General features: G+C 62.1%; 28 protein-coding genes. All 28 read left to right on the top strand.

The window, feature by feature from the left end; all coding sequences use genetic code 11:
- Positions 1-42: 42 nt before the first annotated feature.
- The 28 genes from rplC to rplQ all read left to right on the top strand — a co-directional run bounded on the left by rplC (position 43) and on the right by rplQ (position 16600).
- Entirely contained in the window at positions 43-798 is a 756-nt protein-coding gene (rplC, locus tag ACXJ16_RS08655; RefSeq protein ID WP_054440304.1) for a 50S ribosomal protein L3, read from the top strand.
- Positions 799-800: 2 nt separating this feature from the next.
- Complete coding sequence (gene rplD / locus ACXJ16_RS08650; protein WP_054440306.1) at positions 801-1427, top strand: 50S ribosomal protein L4; 627 nt, start codon at positions 801-803, stop codon at positions 1425-1427.
- On the top strand, positions 1420-1731 hold the full coding sequence (locus ACXJ16_RS08645; RefSeq protein WP_054440308.1) for a 50S ribosomal protein L23: 312 nt from the start codon (positions 1420-1422) through the stop codon (positions 1729-1731). The genes rplD and ACXJ16_RS08645 overlap by 8 nt, the downstream gene beginning before the upstream one ends.
- Before the next feature lie 4 nt (positions 1732-1735).
- Complete coding sequence (rplB, locus tag ACXJ16_RS08640) at positions 1736-2572, top strand: 50S ribosomal protein L2 (protein ID WP_054440310.1); 837 nt, start codon at positions 1736-1738, stop codon at positions 2570-2572.
- Positions 2573-2578: 6 nt separating this feature from the next.
- Positions 2579-2857 carry a 30S ribosomal protein S19 gene (rpsS, locus tag ACXJ16_RS08635; RefSeq protein WP_054440312.1) on the top strand — a complete coding sequence of 93 codons (279 nt, stop codon included), beginning with the start codon at positions 2579-2581 and terminating at the stop codon, positions 2855-2857.
- Positions 2857-3234: a 50S ribosomal protein L22 gene (gene rplV, locus ACXJ16_RS08630; protein WP_054440314.1), complete on the top strand. Its 378-nt coding sequence runs from the start codon at positions 2857-2859 to the stop codon at positions 3232-3234. The genes rpsS and rplV overlap by 1 nt, the downstream gene beginning before the upstream one ends.
- 3 nt (positions 3235-3237) lie before the next feature.
- The gene (gene rpsC, locus ACXJ16_RS08625) at positions 3238-3933 is read left to right on the top strand and encodes a 30S ribosomal protein S3 (RefSeq protein WP_054440316.1); all 696 of its coding nucleotides are present in this window, start codon (positions 3238-3240) and stop codon (positions 3931-3933) included.
- A gap of 22 nt (positions 3934-3955) precedes the next feature.
- A complete protein-coding gene (gene rplP, locus ACXJ16_RS08620) occupies positions 3956-4390 on the top strand; it encodes a 50S ribosomal protein L16 (protein WP_021233439.1) in 435 nt (144 codons plus the stop codon).
- A 12-nt stretch (positions 4391-4402) separates the two neighbouring features.
- Positions 4403-4603 carry a 50S ribosomal protein L29 gene (rpmC, locus tag ACXJ16_RS08615; protein ID WP_054440318.1) on the top strand — a complete coding sequence of 67 codons (201 nt, stop codon included), beginning with the start codon at positions 4403-4405 and terminating at the stop codon, positions 4601-4603.
- 11 nt (positions 4604-4614) lie between these two features.
- Positions 4615-4884, top strand: coding sequence for a 30S ribosomal protein S17 (gene rpsQ, locus ACXJ16_RS08610; protein ID WP_054440320.1), 270 nt, complete (start codon positions 4615-4617; stop codon positions 4882-4884).
- Positions 4885-5046: 162 nt separating this feature from the next.
- Complete coding sequence (rplN, locus tag ACXJ16_RS08605; RefSeq protein WP_054440322.1) at positions 5047-5415, top strand: 50S ribosomal protein L14; 369 nt, start codon at positions 5047-5049, stop codon at positions 5413-5415.
- Positions 5415-5732: a 50S ribosomal protein L24 gene (gene rplX, locus ACXJ16_RS08600; RefSeq protein WP_054440323.1), complete on the top strand. Its 318-nt coding sequence runs from the start codon at positions 5415-5417 to the stop codon at positions 5730-5732. The genes rplN and rplX overlap by 1 nt, the downstream gene beginning before the upstream one ends.
- Complete coding sequence (rplE, locus tag ACXJ16_RS08595) at positions 5725-6303, top strand: 50S ribosomal protein L5 (RefSeq protein ID WP_054440325.1); 579 nt, start codon at positions 5725-5727, stop codon at positions 6301-6303. Before rplX ends, rplE begins: the two co-directional genes overlap by 8 nt.
- 29 nt (positions 6304-6332) lie before the next feature.
- Entirely contained in the window at positions 6333-6638 is a 306-nt protein-coding gene (gene rpsN, locus ACXJ16_RS08590) for a 30S ribosomal protein S14 (RefSeq protein ID WP_054440327.1), read from the top strand.
- Positions 6639-6650: 12 nt separating this feature from the next.
- Complete coding sequence (gene rpsH, locus ACXJ16_RS08585; protein ID WP_054440330.1) at positions 6651-7046, top strand: 30S ribosomal protein S8; 396 nt, start codon at positions 6651-6653, stop codon at positions 7044-7046.
- Positions 7046-7579, top strand: a complete 534-nt coding sequence (gene rplF / locus ACXJ16_RS08580; RefSeq protein WP_463920410.1) for a 50S ribosomal protein L6 — start codon at positions 7046-7048, stop codon at positions 7577-7579. The genes rpsH and rplF overlap by 1 nt, the downstream gene beginning before the upstream one ends.
- Entirely contained in the window at positions 7579-7917 is a 339-nt protein-coding gene (gene rplR / locus ACXJ16_RS08575) for a 50S ribosomal protein L18 (protein WP_054440334.1), read from the top strand. The genes rplF and rplR overlap by 1 nt, the downstream gene beginning before the upstream one ends.
- A gap of 2 nt (positions 7918-7919) precedes the next feature.
- Positions 7920-8633 (top strand): 30S ribosomal protein S5, encoded by a 714-nt coding sequence (rpsE, locus tag ACXJ16_RS08570; RefSeq protein ID WP_132469054.1) that lies wholly within the window; start codon positions 7920-7922, stop codon positions 8631-8633.
- Positions 8634-8638: 5 nt separating this feature from the next.
- A complete protein-coding gene (gene rpmD / locus ACXJ16_RS08565; protein WP_054440396.1) occupies positions 8639-8815 on the top strand; it encodes a 50S ribosomal protein L30 in 177 nt (58 codons plus the stop codon).
- A gap of 197 nt (positions 8816-9012) precedes the next feature.
- Entirely contained in the window at positions 9013-10281 is a 1269-nt protein-coding gene (locus ACXJ16_RS08560) for an ankyrin repeat domain-containing protein (RefSeq protein WP_463920407.1), read from the top strand.
- Positions 10282-10380: 99 nt separating this feature from the next.
- Positions 10381-10860 carry a 50S ribosomal protein L15 gene (gene rplO / locus ACXJ16_RS08555; protein ID WP_054440338.1) on the top strand — a complete coding sequence of 160 codons (480 nt, stop codon included), beginning with the start codon at positions 10381-10383 and terminating at the stop codon, positions 10858-10860.
- Positions 10861-11062: 202 nt separating this feature from the next.
- The gene (gene secY, locus ACXJ16_RS08550; protein ID WP_463920404.1) at positions 11063-12430 is read left to right on the top strand and encodes a preprotein translocase subunit SecY; all 1368 of its coding nucleotides are present in this window, start codon (positions 11063-11065) and stop codon (positions 12428-12430) included.
- 34 nt (positions 12431-12464) lie between these two features.
- Positions 12465-13112 (top strand): adenylate kinase, encoded by a 648-nt coding sequence (locus ACXJ16_RS08545; protein WP_054440342.1) that lies wholly within the window; start codon positions 12465-12467, stop codon positions 13110-13112.
- 382 nt (positions 13113-13494) lie between these two features.
- On the top strand, positions 13495-13863 hold the full coding sequence (gene rpsM / locus ACXJ16_RS08540) for a 30S ribosomal protein S13 (protein WP_021233423.1): 369 nt from the start codon (positions 13495-13497) through the stop codon (positions 13861-13863).
- Positions 13864-13929: 66 nt separating this feature from the next.
- Positions 13930-14319 (top strand): 30S ribosomal protein S11, encoded by a 390-nt coding sequence (gene rpsK / locus ACXJ16_RS08535; RefSeq protein ID WP_007011846.1) that lies wholly within the window; start codon positions 13930-13932, stop codon positions 14317-14319.
- A gap of 106 nt (positions 14320-14425) precedes the next feature.
- Positions 14426-15493, top strand: coding sequence for a DNA-directed RNA polymerase subunit alpha (locus tag ACXJ16_RS08530; protein WP_054440344.1), 1068 nt, complete (start codon positions 14426-14428; stop codon positions 15491-15493).
- A gap of 131 nt (positions 15494-15624) precedes the next feature.
- A complete protein-coding gene (locus ACXJ16_RS08525; protein WP_324698630.1) occupies positions 15625-16032 on the top strand; it encodes a diacylglycerol kinase family protein in 408 nt (135 codons plus the stop codon).
- Positions 16033-16177: 145 nt separating this feature from the next.
- Positions 16178-16600: a 50S ribosomal protein L17 gene (gene rplQ / locus ACXJ16_RS08520; RefSeq protein ID WP_054440398.1), complete on the top strand. Its 423-nt coding sequence runs from the start codon at positions 16178-16180 to the stop codon at positions 16598-16600.
- Positions 16601-16682: the final 82 nt, after the last annotated feature.

The following is a 16682-nucleotide window of genomic DNA, read 5'->3' as shown; positions in this document are numbered from 1 at the left end:
ACGGGGGATGGTCCTGCGTACGCCTCTGTAAGGAGAAAGGTCATGCGTACAGGCGTGATCGCCAAGAAAGTCGGGATGACCCGCCTGTTCCAGGAGGACGGTCGCCACGTGCCCGTCACTGTCCTGGCACTTGAAGACTGTCAGGTGGTTTCGGTTCGTACTGCTGATCGTGACGGCTACGTCGCGGTTCAGCTCGGTGCGGGCGAAGCAAAGCAGAAGAACGTTGCCAAGCCGCAGCGTGAGCACTTCGCCAAGGCTGAAGTTTCGCTCAAGATGCGCGTCGCGGAATTCCGCGTTGCCGACGATGCCCTCCTCGAAGTCGGTTCGACGATCGCTGCCTCGCACTTCGTGCCTGGCCAGCTGGTCGACGTTGCCGGCCACACCCAGGGCAAGGGCTTCCAGGGCGCTATGAAGCGCTGGGGCTTCGGCGGTATGCGCGCCACCCACGGTGTGTCGATCTCGCACCGTGCGCACGGTTCGACGGGTAACCGTCAGGATCCGGGCAAGGTGTTCAAGAACAAGAAGATGGCCGGCCACATGGGCGACCGTCAGCGCACCCAGCAGAACCTCGAAGTCGTCCGCGTGGACGACGAGCGTGGCCTGATCTTCGTCAAGGGCTCGGTCCCGGGTTCGAAGAACGCCTGGCTCACCGTTTCGGACGCCGTCAAGGTCGACCGTCACGGCGAGGCTCCGTACCCCGCCGGCCTCAAGCTGGCTGCCAACACCAATGATACGGCCGCTGCCGAGACCCCTGCTGACGTGGCGGCTCCCGAAGCGACCGAAGGCCAGGAGGGCTAATCATGAAGGTTCAGGTCCTCAATATCGACGGTTCGGCCGCTAACGCCGACATCGAGCTTTCGGACGACGTGTTCGGCCTCGAGCCGCGCGCGGACATCCTGCACCGCGTCGTCACCTGGCAGCTCGAAAATCGCCGCGGCATCGCCCGTGCGACCCGCGAGCGCTCGGAAGTCGCGCGTACCGGCAAGAAGTTCGGTCGCCAGAAGGGCGGCGGTACTGCCCGTCACGGCGATCGTGCGGCTCCGGTGTTCATCGGCGGTGGTAAGGCTCACGGTGCTCGTCGCCGCGAGTTCAACGTCTCGCTGAACAAGAAGATCCGCGCTCTCGGTCTGAAGATGGCCCTTTCGGCCAAGGCTCAGAAGGGTCTCGTGATCGTCGACTCGCTCGACGTTTCCGATGCCAAGACCAAGGCGCTCGCCGGTCAGCTCGCCAAGGCGAACTTCGGCAAGAAGGTTCTCGTCATGGACGGTGAGCAGGTAAACGAGGGCTTCGCCCTGGCTGCCCGCAACATCATCGGCGTCAACGTGCTTCCGGCTGTCGGCGCCAATGTCTACGACATCCTGAAGCATGATACGCTGGTGCTGACGCGCGCCGCTGTCGAGAAGCTGGAGGCGCGTTTCAATGGCTAAGAGCAACGTGGACATCCGTCATTACGACGTGATCCTCTCGCCGCACATCACCGAGAAGTCGACCCTGCTCTCCGAGCAGAACGCGGTTGTCTTCAAGGTGGCCGACGCGGCAACCAAGCCCCAGATCAAGGCCGCCGTTGAGGCGCTGTTCGACGTCAAGGTGACTGGCGTGAACACCCTGGTCCAGAAGGGCAAGACCAAGCGCTGGCGCGGTAGGGAATACCGCCGCAGCGACGTGAAGAAGGCGATTGTCACGCTGGCCGAAGGCCAGTCGATCGACATCACCGAAGGCGTACGGGGCTGATCCGATGGCACTGAAGCATTACAACCCGACCAGCCCCGCCCGCCGCGGCCTGGTCCTCGTCGACAAGTCGTCGCTCTGGAAGGGCAAGCCCCTCAAGGCGCTGACCGAAGGCAAGAGCAAGACCGGTGGCCGCAACAACAAGGGCCATGTCACTTCGCGTGGCATCGCCGGCGGTCACAAGCAGAAGTACCGCTTCATCGACTTCAAGCGTCGCAAGTGGGACATGGAAGCAACCGTGGAGCGGATCGAATACGATCCCAACCGCACTGCTTTCATCGCGCTGGTCAAGTACGCCGACGGTGAGCTGACCTACATCATCGCGCCTCAGCGTCTGGCCGTTGGCGACGTCGTCGTCGCCGGCGAGAAGACCGACGTGAAGCCCGGCAATGCCATGCTTCTGTCGCAGATGCCGGTCGGCACGATCTGCCACAACGTCGAGATGAAGCCCGGCAAGGGCGGCCAGATCGCACGTTCGGCAGGCACCTATGTGCAGGTCGTCGGTCGCGATCGCGGCATGGTCATCGTTCGTCTGAACTCGGGCGAGCAGCGCTACCTGCGTGGCGATTGCATGGGCACCGTTGGCGCCGTGTCGAACCCCGACAACGCCAACCAGACCCTTGCCAAGGCTGGTCGCGGCCGTTGGCTGGGCCGTCGCCCGCTGACCCGCGGTGTTGCCAAGAACCCGGTCGACCACCCGCACGGCGGTGGTGAAGGCCGTACCTCGGGCGGCCGTCATCCGGTCACTCCGTGGGGCAAGCCGACCAAGGGTGCTCGCACTCGCAACAACAAGCAGACGGACAAGATGATCATCCGTTCGCGCCACGCCAAGAAGAAGAGGTAAGACACGATGGCACGTTCCGTCTGGAAAGGCCCCTTCGTCGACCTGTACCTTCTCAAGAAGGCCGAGGTCGCGCAGGATGCCGGCAACCGCGCTGGTCCGATCAAGACCTGGTCGCGTCGCTCCACCATTCTCCCGCAGTTCGTTGGTCTGACCTTCTCGGTCTACAACGGGCACAAGTTCATCCCTGTCTCGGTCAACGAGGACATGGTCGGCCACAAGCTCGGTGAATTCGCGCCCACGCGCACGTTCCCCGGCCACGCCGCCGACAAGAAGGGCAAGCGCTAATGAGCAAGCAGGCAGCACCCCGCCGCGTTGGCGAGAAGGAAGCTCTTGCGGTTGGCACCACCATTCGTGGTTCCGCCCAGAAGCTCAACCTCGTCGCCGCTCTCATCCGTGGCCGCAAGGCCGAGGACGCGATGAACATCCTGGCCTTCTCCAAGAAGGCCATGGCCCAGGACGCCCGCAAGATCCTCGCTTCGGCGATCGCCAATGCGGAAAACAACCATAACCTCGACGTTGACGCTCTCGTCATCGCCGAGGCATCGGTTGGCAAGTCGATCACGATGAAGCGCTTCCACGCGCGCGGTCGCGGCAAGTCCACCCGGATCCTCAAGCCGTTCTCACGCCTGCGGATCGTCGTTCGCGAAGTCGAGGAGGCCTGATCCATGGGTCACAAGAGCAATCCGATCGGTCTGCGTCTGCAGATCAACCGTACCTGGGACAGCCGCTGGTTTGCGGAAGGCCGGGACTACGGCAAGCTTCTTGAGGAAGACCTCAAGATCCGCAAGTCCATCATGTCGACCCTGCCGCAGGCAGCGATCTCCAAGGTGGTCATCGAGCGTCCGGCCAAGCTGTGCCGCATCTCGATCTACGCAGCCCGTCCCGGTGTGATCATCGGCAAGAAGGGTGCGGACATCGAGAAGCTGCGCAAGCAGCTCTCGGCCATGACTTCGAGCGAAGTGAAGCTGAACATCGTCGAAATCCGCAAGCCGGAAATCGATTCGAAGCTCGTCGCTCAGGGCATTGCCGACCAGCTGGTCCGCCGTGTTGCGTTCCGCCGTGCGATGAAGCGCGCCGTTCAGTCGGCCCTTCGTCTTGGTGCCGAAGGCATCAAGATCACCTGCGGTGGCCGTCTCGGGGGCGCCGAAATCGCTCGCGTGGAATGGTATCGCGAAGGCCGCGTTCCGCTGCACACGCTGCGTGCGAACATCGACTATGCCGAAGCCGAGGCTCTGACCGCCTACGGTATCATCGGCATCAAGGTCTGGATCTTCAAGGGTGAAATCCTTGGCCATGACCCGATGGCGCAGGATCGTCTGATGATGGAGGCTCAGACCTCCGGCGTCCGTCCGGCGCGCTGAGGCTTGAGGTAGAGTAAGCACCATGCTGCAACCGAAAAAGACCAAGTTCCGCAAGGCTTTCAAGGGCCGGATCAAGGGTGATGCCAAGGGCGGCACCGACCTGAACTTCGGTTCGTACGGCCTCAAGGCCCTCGAGCCCGAGCGGATCACCGCCCGCCAGATCGAAGCGGCTCGCCGCGCGATCACGCGTCACATCAAGCGCCAGGGTCGTCTCTGGATCCGCGTCTTCCCCGACGTGCCGGTTTCGAAGAAGCCTGCTGAAGTCCGTCAGGGTAAGGGCAAGGGTTCGGTCGAATACTGGGCGGCCCGCGTCAAGCCCGGCCGTATCCTGTTCGAACTGGACGGCGTCGCTGGCCCGCTCGCAGCCGAGGCTTTCAGCCGCGCTGCGATGAAGCTGCCGATCAAGACCAAGGTCGTGGCTCGCCTCGGCGACACTTCGCACCTTGGCGGCGAGTAAGGAAGTCGAATCATGGCAAACAAGATCGAAGACTTTCGTGCCAAGACCGACGATCAGCTGACCGCTGACCTCGCCGACCTTAAGCGCGAACAGTTCAACCTGCGGTTCCAGGCCGCGACCAACCAGCTCGAAGCCCCGGCGCGGGTGCGTGAAGTCCGCCGTGACATCGCGCGCATCAAGACGCTCCAGGCCGAGCGCGCGGCGCAGGCCTGAGGAGACACACGATGCCCAAGCGTATTCTGATCGGGACCGTGGTTTCCGACAAGACCGACAAGACCGTTACCGTACTGGTCGAGCGCAAGGTGAAGCACCCCCTCTACGGGAAGATCATCCGCCGCTCGAAGAAGTACCATGCTCACGATGAGGACAACGCCTTCAAGACCGGCGAACGTGTCCGCATCGAGGAGACGAAGCCCTACTCGAAGACCAAGACCTGGAAGGTTCTTGACCGTCTTCAGGCGAGCAAGGGCACGGCACTGGAAGCAGAGGTCTAAGGACCTCGGCCTCCAGGCCGAAAGCAGAGTGTTGACCTGGACGGGAGAATGCGGCAAAGGCCCGCACTTCGCCCGTCAAGGCGACTCGGGCCCCTAGTGGGCCTGTCTTTTTAGGAACTGCCGGACTGGTTCCGGCAAGCCAGTTGAGAAGGACCCGGATCGATGATCCAGATGCAATCCAATCTCGACGTCGCGGACAACAGCGGCGCCAAGCGCGTCCAGTGCATCAAGGTGCTGGGTGGCTCGAAGCGTCGTTTCGCAGGCGTTGGCGACATCATTGTGGTGTCGGTAAAGGAGGCGCAGCCCCGCGCCCGCGTGAAGAAGGGTGACGTTCACCGTGCGGTGATCGTGCGTACCCGCAAGGACGTGCGCCGTGCAGACGGCAGCGTTATCCGCTTCGACAGCAACGCGGCGGTGCTCATCAACAAGAACGAGGAGCCGATCGGCACTCGTATCTTTGGCCCCGTCGTTCGCGAGCTGCGCGGCAAGGGCTTCATGAAGATCATCTCGCTCGCTCCGGAGGTGCTGTAATGGCTGCTTCGAAGATCAAGAAGGGTGACGCCGTCGTCGTCCTGTCCGGCAAGGACAAGGGCCGCACCGGCACCGTGCTTCAGGTTCTCCCGAAGGACGGCAAGGTCGTGGTTGAAGGCGTGAACGTCGCAACCCGTCACCGCAAGCCGACCCAGCAGAACCCGCAGGGTGGCATCGAGCGCATTCCGGCCCCGATGGCGATCAGCAAGATCGCGGTCGCCGACAAGGACGGCAAGCCGACGCGCGTTCGCTTCGAAACCAAGGACGGCAAGAAGGTCCGCGTGGCCGTGAAGTCCGGGGAGACCATCGATGGCTGATTACACTCCGCGCATGCGCACCCGCTATGACGACGCCGTCGTCAAGGCGATGACCGAGAAGTTCGGTTACAAGAACGCAATGGAAGTGCCCAAGATCGAAAAGATCACGCTCAACATGGGTGTGGGCGAGGCCAGCCAGGACAAGAAGAAGGTCCAGACTGCCGCTGCGGAAATGGAAGCCATCGCTGGTCAGAAGCCGGTGATCACCAAGGCCCGCAAGTCGATCGCACAGTTCAAGCTGCGCGAAGGCATGCCGATCGGTTGCAAGGTTACCCTGCGCCGCGAACGCATGTACGAATTCCTCGATCGCCTCATCACGATCGCAATGCCCCGCATTCGCGATTTCCGTGGTCTGAACCCGAAGTCTTTCGACGGCCGGGGCAACTACGCGATGGGTCTTAAGGAGCAGATCATCTTCCCGGAGATCAGCTACGACAAGATCGAGAAGGTGCGTGGCATGGACATCATCGTCACCACCACCGCAAAGACCGACGAGGAAGCGCGCGAGCTGCTCCGTCTGTTCGGTTTCCCGTTCCCGGCTGAAGAGTCGGAACAGAAGGAAGCGGCGTGAGCCGCCGCTGAGGAAGAGAGCTTAAGTCCATGGCGAAACTGAGTTCCGTGAACAAGAACGAGCGCCGCAAGCAGCTCGTTAAGAAGTATGCAGGCAAGTACGCGCGCCTTAAGGCGGTTGCCGATGATGAATCGCTCGACGAAACCGAGCGTCTCATCGCCCGTCTGAAGCTGGCCGAAATCCCGCGTAACGGCAACCCGACCCGGGTTCGCAATCGTTGCGCGACCACCGGCCGTCCGCGCGGTTACTACCGCAAGTTTGGTCTCTGCCGCATCGAGCTGCGTGATCTTGCCAACAAGGGCATGATCCCCGGCGTGACCAAGTCGAGCTGGTAAGGGTACGAAGCAATGGCTATGACCGATCCCCTGGGTGATATGCTCACCCGCATCCGCAACGGGCAGCAGGCGAAGAAGGACACCGTTCTTTCGCCCGCATCCAAGCTTCGTGCGCGCGTTCTGGAAGTTCTCCAGCGCGAAGGCTACATCCGTGGCTACAGCGATGACGCTACCGGCGCTCATCCGCAGCTGCGCATCGAGCTGAAGTATTTCGAAGGCGAGCCTGCTATCAAGCACATCGCTCGCGTCTCCAAGCCTGGCCGCCGCGTCTACTCGGGTTCGAAGGAACTCCCGGTTGTTCGCAATGGCCTCGGCATCACCATCGTCTCGACGCCGCGCGGCGTGCTTTCGGATGCCGAAGCGCGCGCTGCCAACGTCGGCGGCGAAGTGCTGGCGGAGGTGTTCTAATGAGCCGCATCGGCAAAAAGCCGGTTGTGATCCCTGGCGGGGTCACTGCCGCCATCGATAACGGCATCCTGACCGTCAAGGGCCCGAAGGGCACCCTGACGCTGGGTCTGTCGGACCTCGTGACCTACTCGGTCGAGGAAGGTTCGATTGCCGTTCAGCCCGCCAACCAGACCAAGGCTGCCCGCAGCCACTGGGGCATGCAGCGTACGCTGGTGGCCAACCTCATCGAGGGCGTCACCAACGGTTACATTAAGGTTCTTGAGATCAAGGGCGTTGGTTACCGTGCGAATTCGCAGGGCAAGACGCTCAAGCTTCAGCTTGGCTTCTCGCACGACGTTGACGTCGCTGTCCCCGAGGGCATCGAAATCAAGACCCCGGATAACACCACGGTCGAGATTTCCGGTATCGACAAGCAGAAGGTCGGCCAGGTTGCGGCCGAGATCCGTCGCTGGCGCAAGCCCGAGCCTTACAAGGGCAAGGGTATCAAGTACCGTGGCGAGTTCATCTTCCGCAAGGAAGGGAAGAAGAAGTAATGGCCAAGCTGTCTCTTTTCGATCGCCGCGCTCGTCGCGTTCGTACCGCACTGAAGGCTCGTTCGGGCGGCCGTCCTCGTCTGTCGGTGCACCGCACCGGCCGTCACATCTATGCGCAGATCATCGACGATGCGCAGGGCCGTACGGTGGCCGCCGCCAACACGCTTGGCGCCAAGGGCACCGACAAGGACGCCGCGATCCGCGTGGGCAAGGAACTCGCCGAGGCCGCCAAGAAGGCGGGTATCACTTCGGTCGTGTTCGACCGTGGCGGTTTCCTCTTCCATGGCCGCGTCAAGGCGCTGGCCGATGCCGCCCGTGAAGGCGGGCTGGAGTTCTGATCATGGCTGACGAAAACATCAACGAAGCGCCGATCGCCGCTGAGCAGCCGCAGGGCGGCGAAGCGCAGGAGACCCGTGAGGGTCGCGGGCGCGGTCGTGGTCGCGGTGAACGCGGTGAGCGTGGTGGCCGTGGCCGTCGCGATGACCGTCGCGGTGGCCGCAACAACGACGAGGAACAGGGCGAGGAGCTTATTGAGAAGCTCGTCCACATCAACCGCGTCTCGAAGACGGTCAAGGGCGGTAAGCGCTTCGGCTTCGCTGCGCTGGTCGTCGTAGGCGACGGCAAGGGCCGTGTCGGCTTCGGCCACGCCAAGGCTCGCGAAGTTCCCGAGGCGATCACGAAGGCCACTGCTTCTGCCAAGAAGAAGATGGTCCGCGTGGCGCTCAAGGAAGGCCGCACTCTTCACCACGACGGCAAGGGCCACTTCGGCGCCGGCAAGGTGAACGTGCGTTCGGCTCCGGCCGGTACCGGCATCATCGCCGGTGGCCCGATGCGCGCCGTGTTCGAGAGCCTGGGCGTCGCTGACGTCGTCACCAAGTCGGTGGGCACCTCGAACCCGTACAACATGATCCGCGCCACCTTCGACGCGCTCGTCAACCAGACTTCGCCGAAGTCGGTTGCCCAGCGTCGTGGCAAGAAGGTCGCCGACCTGCTTGGTCGCGGTGGCGTCAGCGAAGCAGAGGCCGAGGCCGCTGCCGAAGCCATCGTGGAGTAAGGCTCATGGCAAAGATCAAGATCAAGCAGATCGGTTCGCCGATCCGTCGCCCCGAAAGCCAGAAGAAGATCCTCATCGGTCTTGGCCTGGGCAAGATGCACAAGGTCGTCGAACGCGAAGACACCCCGGAAGTCCGTGGTGCGATCGCGAAGCTGCCACACATGGTTGTGGTGATCGACTGATCAGCCTGTATCAGGCACGATAACCGGAAGGGCCCTGGCGGAAACGTCGGGGCCTTTCTCGTTTCGGTCGAGCTTTACATTCCCTTATCCCGCGTCTTATCGATGCTGCGCATAATCCGTGCGTAGCCGTGTCGGTTCCTCCACCTTTGGTGCCACTTGTGTTAAGCGCGGAGATCTGGATTTCCCCGGGGGATACTTTGCTTCGCAGGACCATCGCGGCCACGTCACTGTCTCTGGCCGTTCTCGCTCTTTCGGGATGTGAAGGCAGCGAGCCGCCCGATAACGGTGAAACCTATGTTCAGGAGAGTCCGGCTGCCGAGCCGGCCTGTAACGATCCGCTCGCCGATCCCGCTACGCTGGAGCGTGATCGCGAGGCCGACAAGGCGCTCAAGACGCTTCTCGCATCCGGACAGGCCGATCCGGTTGCCGAGGCGCGCAAGGCTGCGGCGGCCGGAGATTTCCGGCTTGTCGCTGCGGTGACGCTTGGCGGCATCGACACCAGCCAGTTCGGTGCTCAATGCGTGCTACGGGGAGGACTATCTCCCCGGATGGCGCGTGTCGTGACCTACTTCGGTGAAGATTCGCTGCCGACGCCTGCGCCCAGTGAGGCGCCGAGCGGTGAGACCGAAGATCGGCTCGCGACATTTGCACGGACTTTCAATGAAGCGCTGATCGCTAATCCGGCGTATCCATATCGAGACGTGTGCCGGTCCGTTCCCGTCCTGGCTGTGAAGAAGGGGGCTGCAGCGCAGGAGCCTAACGTCGCGAAGGGGCCAGAGCGCGCTTATGGTTACGCAAAGCTCGGCCCGTTGCCAGAAAACGCCACGCTCGCCGATGCAGCGCGCCGCGGCAATGTTGCGGCTTTGCGGCGGATGCTTGACGAGGAACCTTCGGCCGACCCGACAGGTGATGCGCTGGATGCGCCGCAGACCATCGATTCCCCAGATCTGTTCGGAATGACGCCGCTTGCCTGGGCAATTGCCTATCATCGTGACGGAGCCGCTCGTTTCCTGCTCTCACGGCAGGCGAGCCCTTCGGGCGCGCAGTGTCAGGCGCTGATGGACCGCGATTCGCCGATGCAGATTGCGCGAGCTCAGGGCTGGCTGCAGATGGTCCTGAAGATGAAGGCGCTTGTGCCTGAGGCCGATTATGCCGGTCTCGCGGAAGAGCCGGCCTTGCCCGATGGAAACAAGGCGCAGTTCAACGCCGAACTGGCGAAATTGGGCGATCGTTACGGCACGATCTTCAATAAGGACGAGCTCACTCGTCATGAATTGAAGTTCACCGTTAACGCTGGCGGGCGCGTAACCTCTTGTTCTTTCGAACCGAAAACTGTTTCACCAGAGTTCGACGCGGATATTTGCCGGCTTGGTGCCGAGGTGTTCAAATGGAAGCCCGCACGAGACGCTGAAGGCCGTTCGATCCCCGGAAACGGGAAGCTCATGATCCGCCTCCGAGGCAGTTAAGAGCCGCAGTTCCGGATTCGGGGGTGACATTGCGCCGCGGTTCGCTTATGGGCCGCGCCTTCCCATTAGCGCGACTAAAAGCGAAAGCGAGTGCAGACTATGAAATTGAATGACATCCGCGACAACGCCGGCGCCCGTCACCGTCGCATCCGCGTCGGCCGTGGCATCGGCTCGGGCAAGGGCAAGACCGCTGGTCGTGGTCAGAAGGGTGCCAAGGCACGCTCGGGCGTTTCGATCAACGGCTTCGAAGGCGGTCAGATGCCGCTTCACATGCGCCTTCCGAAGCGCGGCTTCAGCAACAAGAAGTTCGCCAAGGATTACGCGGAAGTGAACCTCGGCATGATCCAGAAGGCGATCGACGCCGGTAAGCTGGACATCTCGGGCACCGTTGATCACGCGGTTCTCCAGGCCGCTGGCCTGGCTCGTGGTGGCAAGGACGGCGTCCGCCTGCTGGGCAAGGGCGAACTGACCACCAAGGTCGAGTTCAACGTTGCCGGTGCTTCGAAGGGTGCCGTGGAAGCGGTCCAGAAGGCTGGTGGTTCGGTGATTCTTCCTGCCAAGGAAGCCGCCGAAGCCTGAGCCATCGCAACCGCGATATGCTCATAGGGGGAGGGCGGGCGCGATGCGCTTCGCCCTCTCTTCATTCAGACTGCCTTTCGGCGACAGGTCTTCCAGAGCCGGCGCGAATGTCTATATGAGCGGACCAGAACCGGGGTTCGACAAGCCTTCATGCAGTCGCTAAGGCAGACCCGAACCGACTATCGAGGCTTTACAAATCGTCATGGCTTCCCGCGCCGACAATATCGCCAGCACTCTGAGCCTGGCCAACTTCTCGAAAGCCACCGAGCTAAAGAACCGAATCTGGTTCACCATCGGTGCGCTGATCGTCTTCCGCTTCCTGAGCTTCGTTCCGCTTCCCGGCGTGAACCCGCTGATTCTCTCGCAGCTCTACAGCAAGACGCAGGGCGGCATTCTCGACCTGTTCAACACTTTCTCGGGCGGTTCGCTTTCGCGAATGAGCCTCATTGCGCTCGGCGTGATGCCTTACATCACGGCGTCGATCGTCGTGCAGCTCGCCGCATCGCTCCACCCCGCACTGGTGGCGCTGAAGAAGGAAGGCGAAGCCGGCCGCAAGAAGCTTAACCAGTACACCCGGTATGGCGCAGTTCTCCTTTGCGCGATCCAGGGCTGGTTCCTCGCGGTCAGCCTTGAGGCGTACGGCGCTTCGAACGGGCTTCAGGCCGTCGTCGATCCTGGCCTGGTGTTCCGCATCGGTGCCGTGATTTCGCTCGTCGGGGGCACGATGTTCCTGCTGTGGCTTGGTGAGCAGATCACCTCGCGCGGCATCGGCAATGGTGTTTCGCTCATCATCATGGCGGGCATCGTCGCCCAGATGCCGACGTTCGCAACGAACGTCGGTCAGGCCTACAGTGCGGGCGACACGGGCTCGATCCTCATCATTGCGCTGATCGTGCTGATCGTCGCCATGATCCTGATGATCTGCTTCATGGAACGTGCGCAGCGCCGTCTGTTGATCCAGTATCCGAAGCGGGCGACACAGCGCGGGATGATGCAGGCCGATCGCAGCCATCTGCCGTTGAAGATCAACACCGCGGGCGTGATTCCGCCGATCTTCGCCAGTTCGCTGCTGCTGCTGCCGCTGACCATCACTCAGTTCGCGGGTAAATCGCTGAACCCGGAATCGACCTGGGGCAAGATCGTCGTCTCGCTGAACCAGTACCTCGGTCACGGCAAGCCGCTCTACATGCTGCTTTACGCAGCGGGCATCGTGTTCTTCTGCTTCTTCTACACTGCGGTCGTCTTCAATCCCGAGGAAACCGCTGACAACCTGAAGAAGAACGGTGGCTTCATTCCCGGCATTCGCCCGGGCAAGAACACCGCGAATTATCTCGATTACGTGCTGACCCGCATCACCGTGATCGGAGCGATCTACCTGACCATCGTCTGCACCGTTCCGGAGTACTTCCTCTCGATGACCGGTCTGCCGTTGCTCTTCATGGGTGGAACGAGCTTGCTGATCGTCGTCAACGTGACCGTCGACACGATCACGCAGATCCAGTCGCACCTGCTGGCACACCAGTATGGCGACCTGATCAAGAAGGCGAAACTGAAAGGCAGACTGCGCTGATCGGCGCTCGCCAGGGACAAATGAGGGGTAAGGCGTGAATATCATCCTGTTGGGCCCGCCGGGGGCGGGCAAGGGCACCCAGGCGCAGCGTCTGGTCGAGCGGCATGGCATGCGCCAGCTTTCGACTGGCGACATGCTCCGCGCTGCGGTGAAGGCTGGTACGCCTACCGGGCTGGAAGCCAAGGCAGTGATGGAGCGTGGCGAGCTCGTTTCGGACGAGATCGTCTCAGCTCTGATCGGAGACGAACTGGACGCCATGGGGTCCGGTGCCGGTGCGATTTTCGACGGTTATCCGCGCACGGCGGCTCAGGCCGAATCGCTTGACGGAATCCTGGCCGCACGTGGTCGCAAGCTCGATCACGTGATCGAACTTGAAGTCGACGAAGAGGCGCTTGTCGAGCGGATCACCGGCCGTTTTTCCTGCGCCAGTTGCGGGAAGGGCTATCACGACAAGTTCGAGCAACCCAAGGTTCCCGGGGTCTGCGACAAGTGCGGTGGGACGGAATTCAAGCGCCGTCCTGACGACAATGCCGAGACCGTTAGGACTCGTCTGGCAGAGTACCGTGCGAAAACTGCGCCGATCCTGCCGATTTATGAGGCGCAGGGAATCGTTGCCAGAGTCGATGGCATGGCTGACATGGACGATGTCACCGCAGCCATCGAAGCGGTCCTGAAATCCTGATGATGCGGCCGGGCGAAAGTCCGGCCGTTCTCGTTTGCGGTATGCGTGCCGGTGGCGCTGCCGTGACGATGCGCCGCGTGGGGCTTCCTGCGCGGCGATTTTCGCTTTCTTTGACTACCGTACGCGGATGCGGTAAACAGTTGGCGCAAGGTCTGCTCTCGCCGCCCACACGGGGCCGGTGATCGAGCGGCACGGTTCGCGGGCGTTGACACGCCTTTCGAATCGTCCTATGCGCGCCCTTCACTCAAAGGTTTCGGCAAGTCCGGGGGCGTTGGCAACAAGCGTGCCGCCAACCGGACCTTTTGTCATTTACGCCTTTCGGGTGAAAAGCGTTGAGATGGGGGTCGTCCCTAGGGCGCTCCTGTGGAGCATGGAGATTTAAGTGGCTCGTATTGCCGGGGTAAACATCCCCACCAACAAGCGCGTTATCATCGCGCTCACCTACATCCATGGTATCGGTCGTACCAAGGCTCTCGAGATCGCCGACAAGCTCGGCATCGATCACAGCCGCCGCGTTCAGGACCTGTCGGACGCCGAAGTCCTGCAGATCCGCGAAACCATCGACGCCGATCACACGGTTGAAGGTGACCTTCGTCGCGAAACCGCGATGAACATCAAGCGCCTGATGGACCTCGCCTGCTACCGTGGCCTGCGTCACCGCAAGGGTCTGCCGGTTCGTGGCCAGCGCACGCATACCAATGCGCGCACCCGCAAGGGCAAGGCCAAGCCGATCGCCGGCAAGAAGAAGTAAGCCGTTCGGGCCGAGCAATCGGCCCATCCGGTTTCCCCCAGCGATTTTTCGACAGGATACACGAACATGGCACGCGAACCCCAGCGCATTAAGCGCCGCGAGCGCAAGAACATCACCAGCGGCATCGCGCATGTGAACGCCAGCTTCAACAACACCATGGTGACCATCACCGACGCCCAGGGCAATGCGATCAGCTGGTCCTCGGCAGGCATGATGGGCTTCAAGGGTAGCCGCAAGTCGACGCCGTACGCCGCGCAGGTCGCCGCTGACGACGCCGGCAAGAAGGCCGCCGAACACGGCGTCCGCACTCTCGAAGTCGAAGTCAAGGGCCCGGGTTCGGGCCGTGAGAGCGCCCTGCGCGCCCTCCAGGCGGTCGGCTTCACCATTACCTCGATCCGCGACGTGACGCCGATCCCGCACAATGGCGTGCGTCCTTCCAAGCGTCGCCGCGTCTGATCGAGCTAATCCGGACGACGAACCGGTCGTCGTCCGGGCTTCGGAACGTCCCGAGCCTTTCCACCAGGCTCCGGGGCGTAACCGCCATCACTCCCAGGGGAAGTCCATGACTGTCAACATCAAGAACTGGCAGGAACTCAAGAAGCCGAACAGCCTTGAGATCAAGCCGGGACCCGACCCCAAGCTGAAGGCGACCTTCGTCGCCGAACCTCTCGAGCGCGGTTTCGGCCTGACGCTCGGCAATGCGTTGCGTCGCGTGCTGCTCTCCTCGCTGCAGGGTGCTGCGATCACCTCGATCAAGATCGAGAACGTGCTGCACGAATTCTCGTCGCTGGCCGGTGTGCGCGAGGACGTCACGGACATCGTCCTCAACGTCAAGCAGATCGCGCTCAAGATGCAGGGCGAAGGCCCGAAGCGTCTCCAACTGTCGGCTACCGGACCGGCAGCGGTCAAGGCGGGCGACATCGCCGTCTCGGGTGACATCGAGGTCATGAACAAGGACCTCGTGATCTGCCACCTCGACGAGGGTGCCACGCTCAACATGGAACTGACCGCCGACACCGGCAAGGGCTACGTCCCCGCCGTGTCGAACCGTCCCGTGGACGCACCGATCGGACTTATTCCGGTCGATTCGCTCTACTCGCCGGTGCGTCAGGTCAGCTACAAGGTGGACAACGCCCGCATCGGTCAGGAGCTTGACTACGACAAGCTCAATCTGACGGTGGAAACGGACGGTACCGTGACCCCGGAAGACGCCGTGGCTTATGCTGCGCGCATCCTCCAGGACCAGCTTGCGCTGTTCGTCCACTTCGAGGACATCGCTCCGGTTGGCGCCTCGCCGATGATCGGCATGGCTGCTGGCGGCGCTGCTGCCTCGGAAGAGAGCGATACCAATCAGCTCAACCGCTACCTTCTCAAGAAGGTGGACGAACTGGAACTGTCGGTACGTTCGGCCAACTGCCTCAAGAACGACAACATCATCTATATCGGCGATCTGGTCCAGAAGACCGAAGCCGAGATGCTGCGTACGCCGAACTTCGGCCGCAAGTCGCTCAACGAGATCAAGGAAGTTCTTTCCTCGATGGGTCTGCGCCTCGGCATGGACATTCCGGGCTGGCCGCCCGAGAACATCGAAGAAATGGCCAAGAAGCTGGAGCAGGAACTGCTCGGCTGATCGGTTACTTCGATACCGAATTGAAGAGGGCTCCGCAGGAATGCGGGGCCTTTTTCTTTGGGGAACTGCTCTCTGGGCAGCAGGTGCAATCGGGTCTGGCCGATTTGCGTGCGGCTGTTTAGCGTGCTGGCATGATCGAACCTTCCGACGTGCTATCGGCGCGGACTCGCTTCAGTCTTGGCGCACGCTTCAGGAGTGTCATCTATGCGTGGCGCGGACTGCGTAGGCTTGTTCATGGCGAGCATAACGCGCGGATACACCTCGCCGCTTCGCTGAGCGTCGTGGCGGCAGGCATCTGGCTGCGAGTTTCGATGAACGACTGGCGGTGGCTCGTCCTGGCGATGGCCATGGTGTGGCTCGCCGAGGCGTTCAATACGGCGATCGAGGAGCTTTGCGACCGGATCGAACCGGGGTTCGACCTTGTCATAGGCCGGATCAAGGATATTGCGGCCGGGGCTGTTCTAATCGCCTCTCTGGCGGCAGCGCTGATTGGTGTGCTGACGCTGGGTCCGCCGTTATGGGTGCTTGTCCAGCAGTAGTAGGCCCGTTCCGGCTTGACTCCATCGCCGTTTTCGGGTTGAGGGCGCCACTCACACGTAAGTGAACCGGCTTTGGGCGATGGCCGAACCACATCGCCCGGCAGGCAGTACCTTGAACGGCTGCCTGACGAACGGAGTATATGAAATGCGTCATAAGCATGGTCAGCGCAAGCTGCAGCGCACCTCGGGCCACCGCGCCGCCCTTCTGCGCAACATGGCCGCCGCTCTCATCAAGCACGAGCAGATCCAGACCACCACGCCGAAGGCGAAGGAACTGCGTCCTTACCTCGAAAAGCTGATCACGCTCGCGAAGCATGGCGGCCTTTCGAATCGTCGTCTGGCGCACGCTCGCCTGATGGACGAAGCGCAGGAAAAGAAGCTCTTCGAAGTTCTGGCCGAGCGTTATGCCGGCCGCAACGGTGGCTACACCCGCATCATCAAGGCAGGCATCCGCGCTTCGGACGCCGCCCCGATTGCGATCATCGAACTCGTCGACCGCGACGTTTCGGAAAAGGGCAAGGACTCGGGCCCGGTGACCACCGACACCGAGGAATACGCCGAGGCCTGATCGCCTTTCGGCAGTCGGCTTCGTAGAGGAGCCGGCAAAGAGATTGCAGGGCGGTCGCGGGAATACCTCGCGGCCGCCTTTC

Source organism: Novosphingobium sp. TK71 (assembly GCF_055361505.1).
The sequence above is the reverse complement of the archived record's forward strand: the minus strand, read 5'-3'. Positions and strand labels throughout refer to the sequence as shown.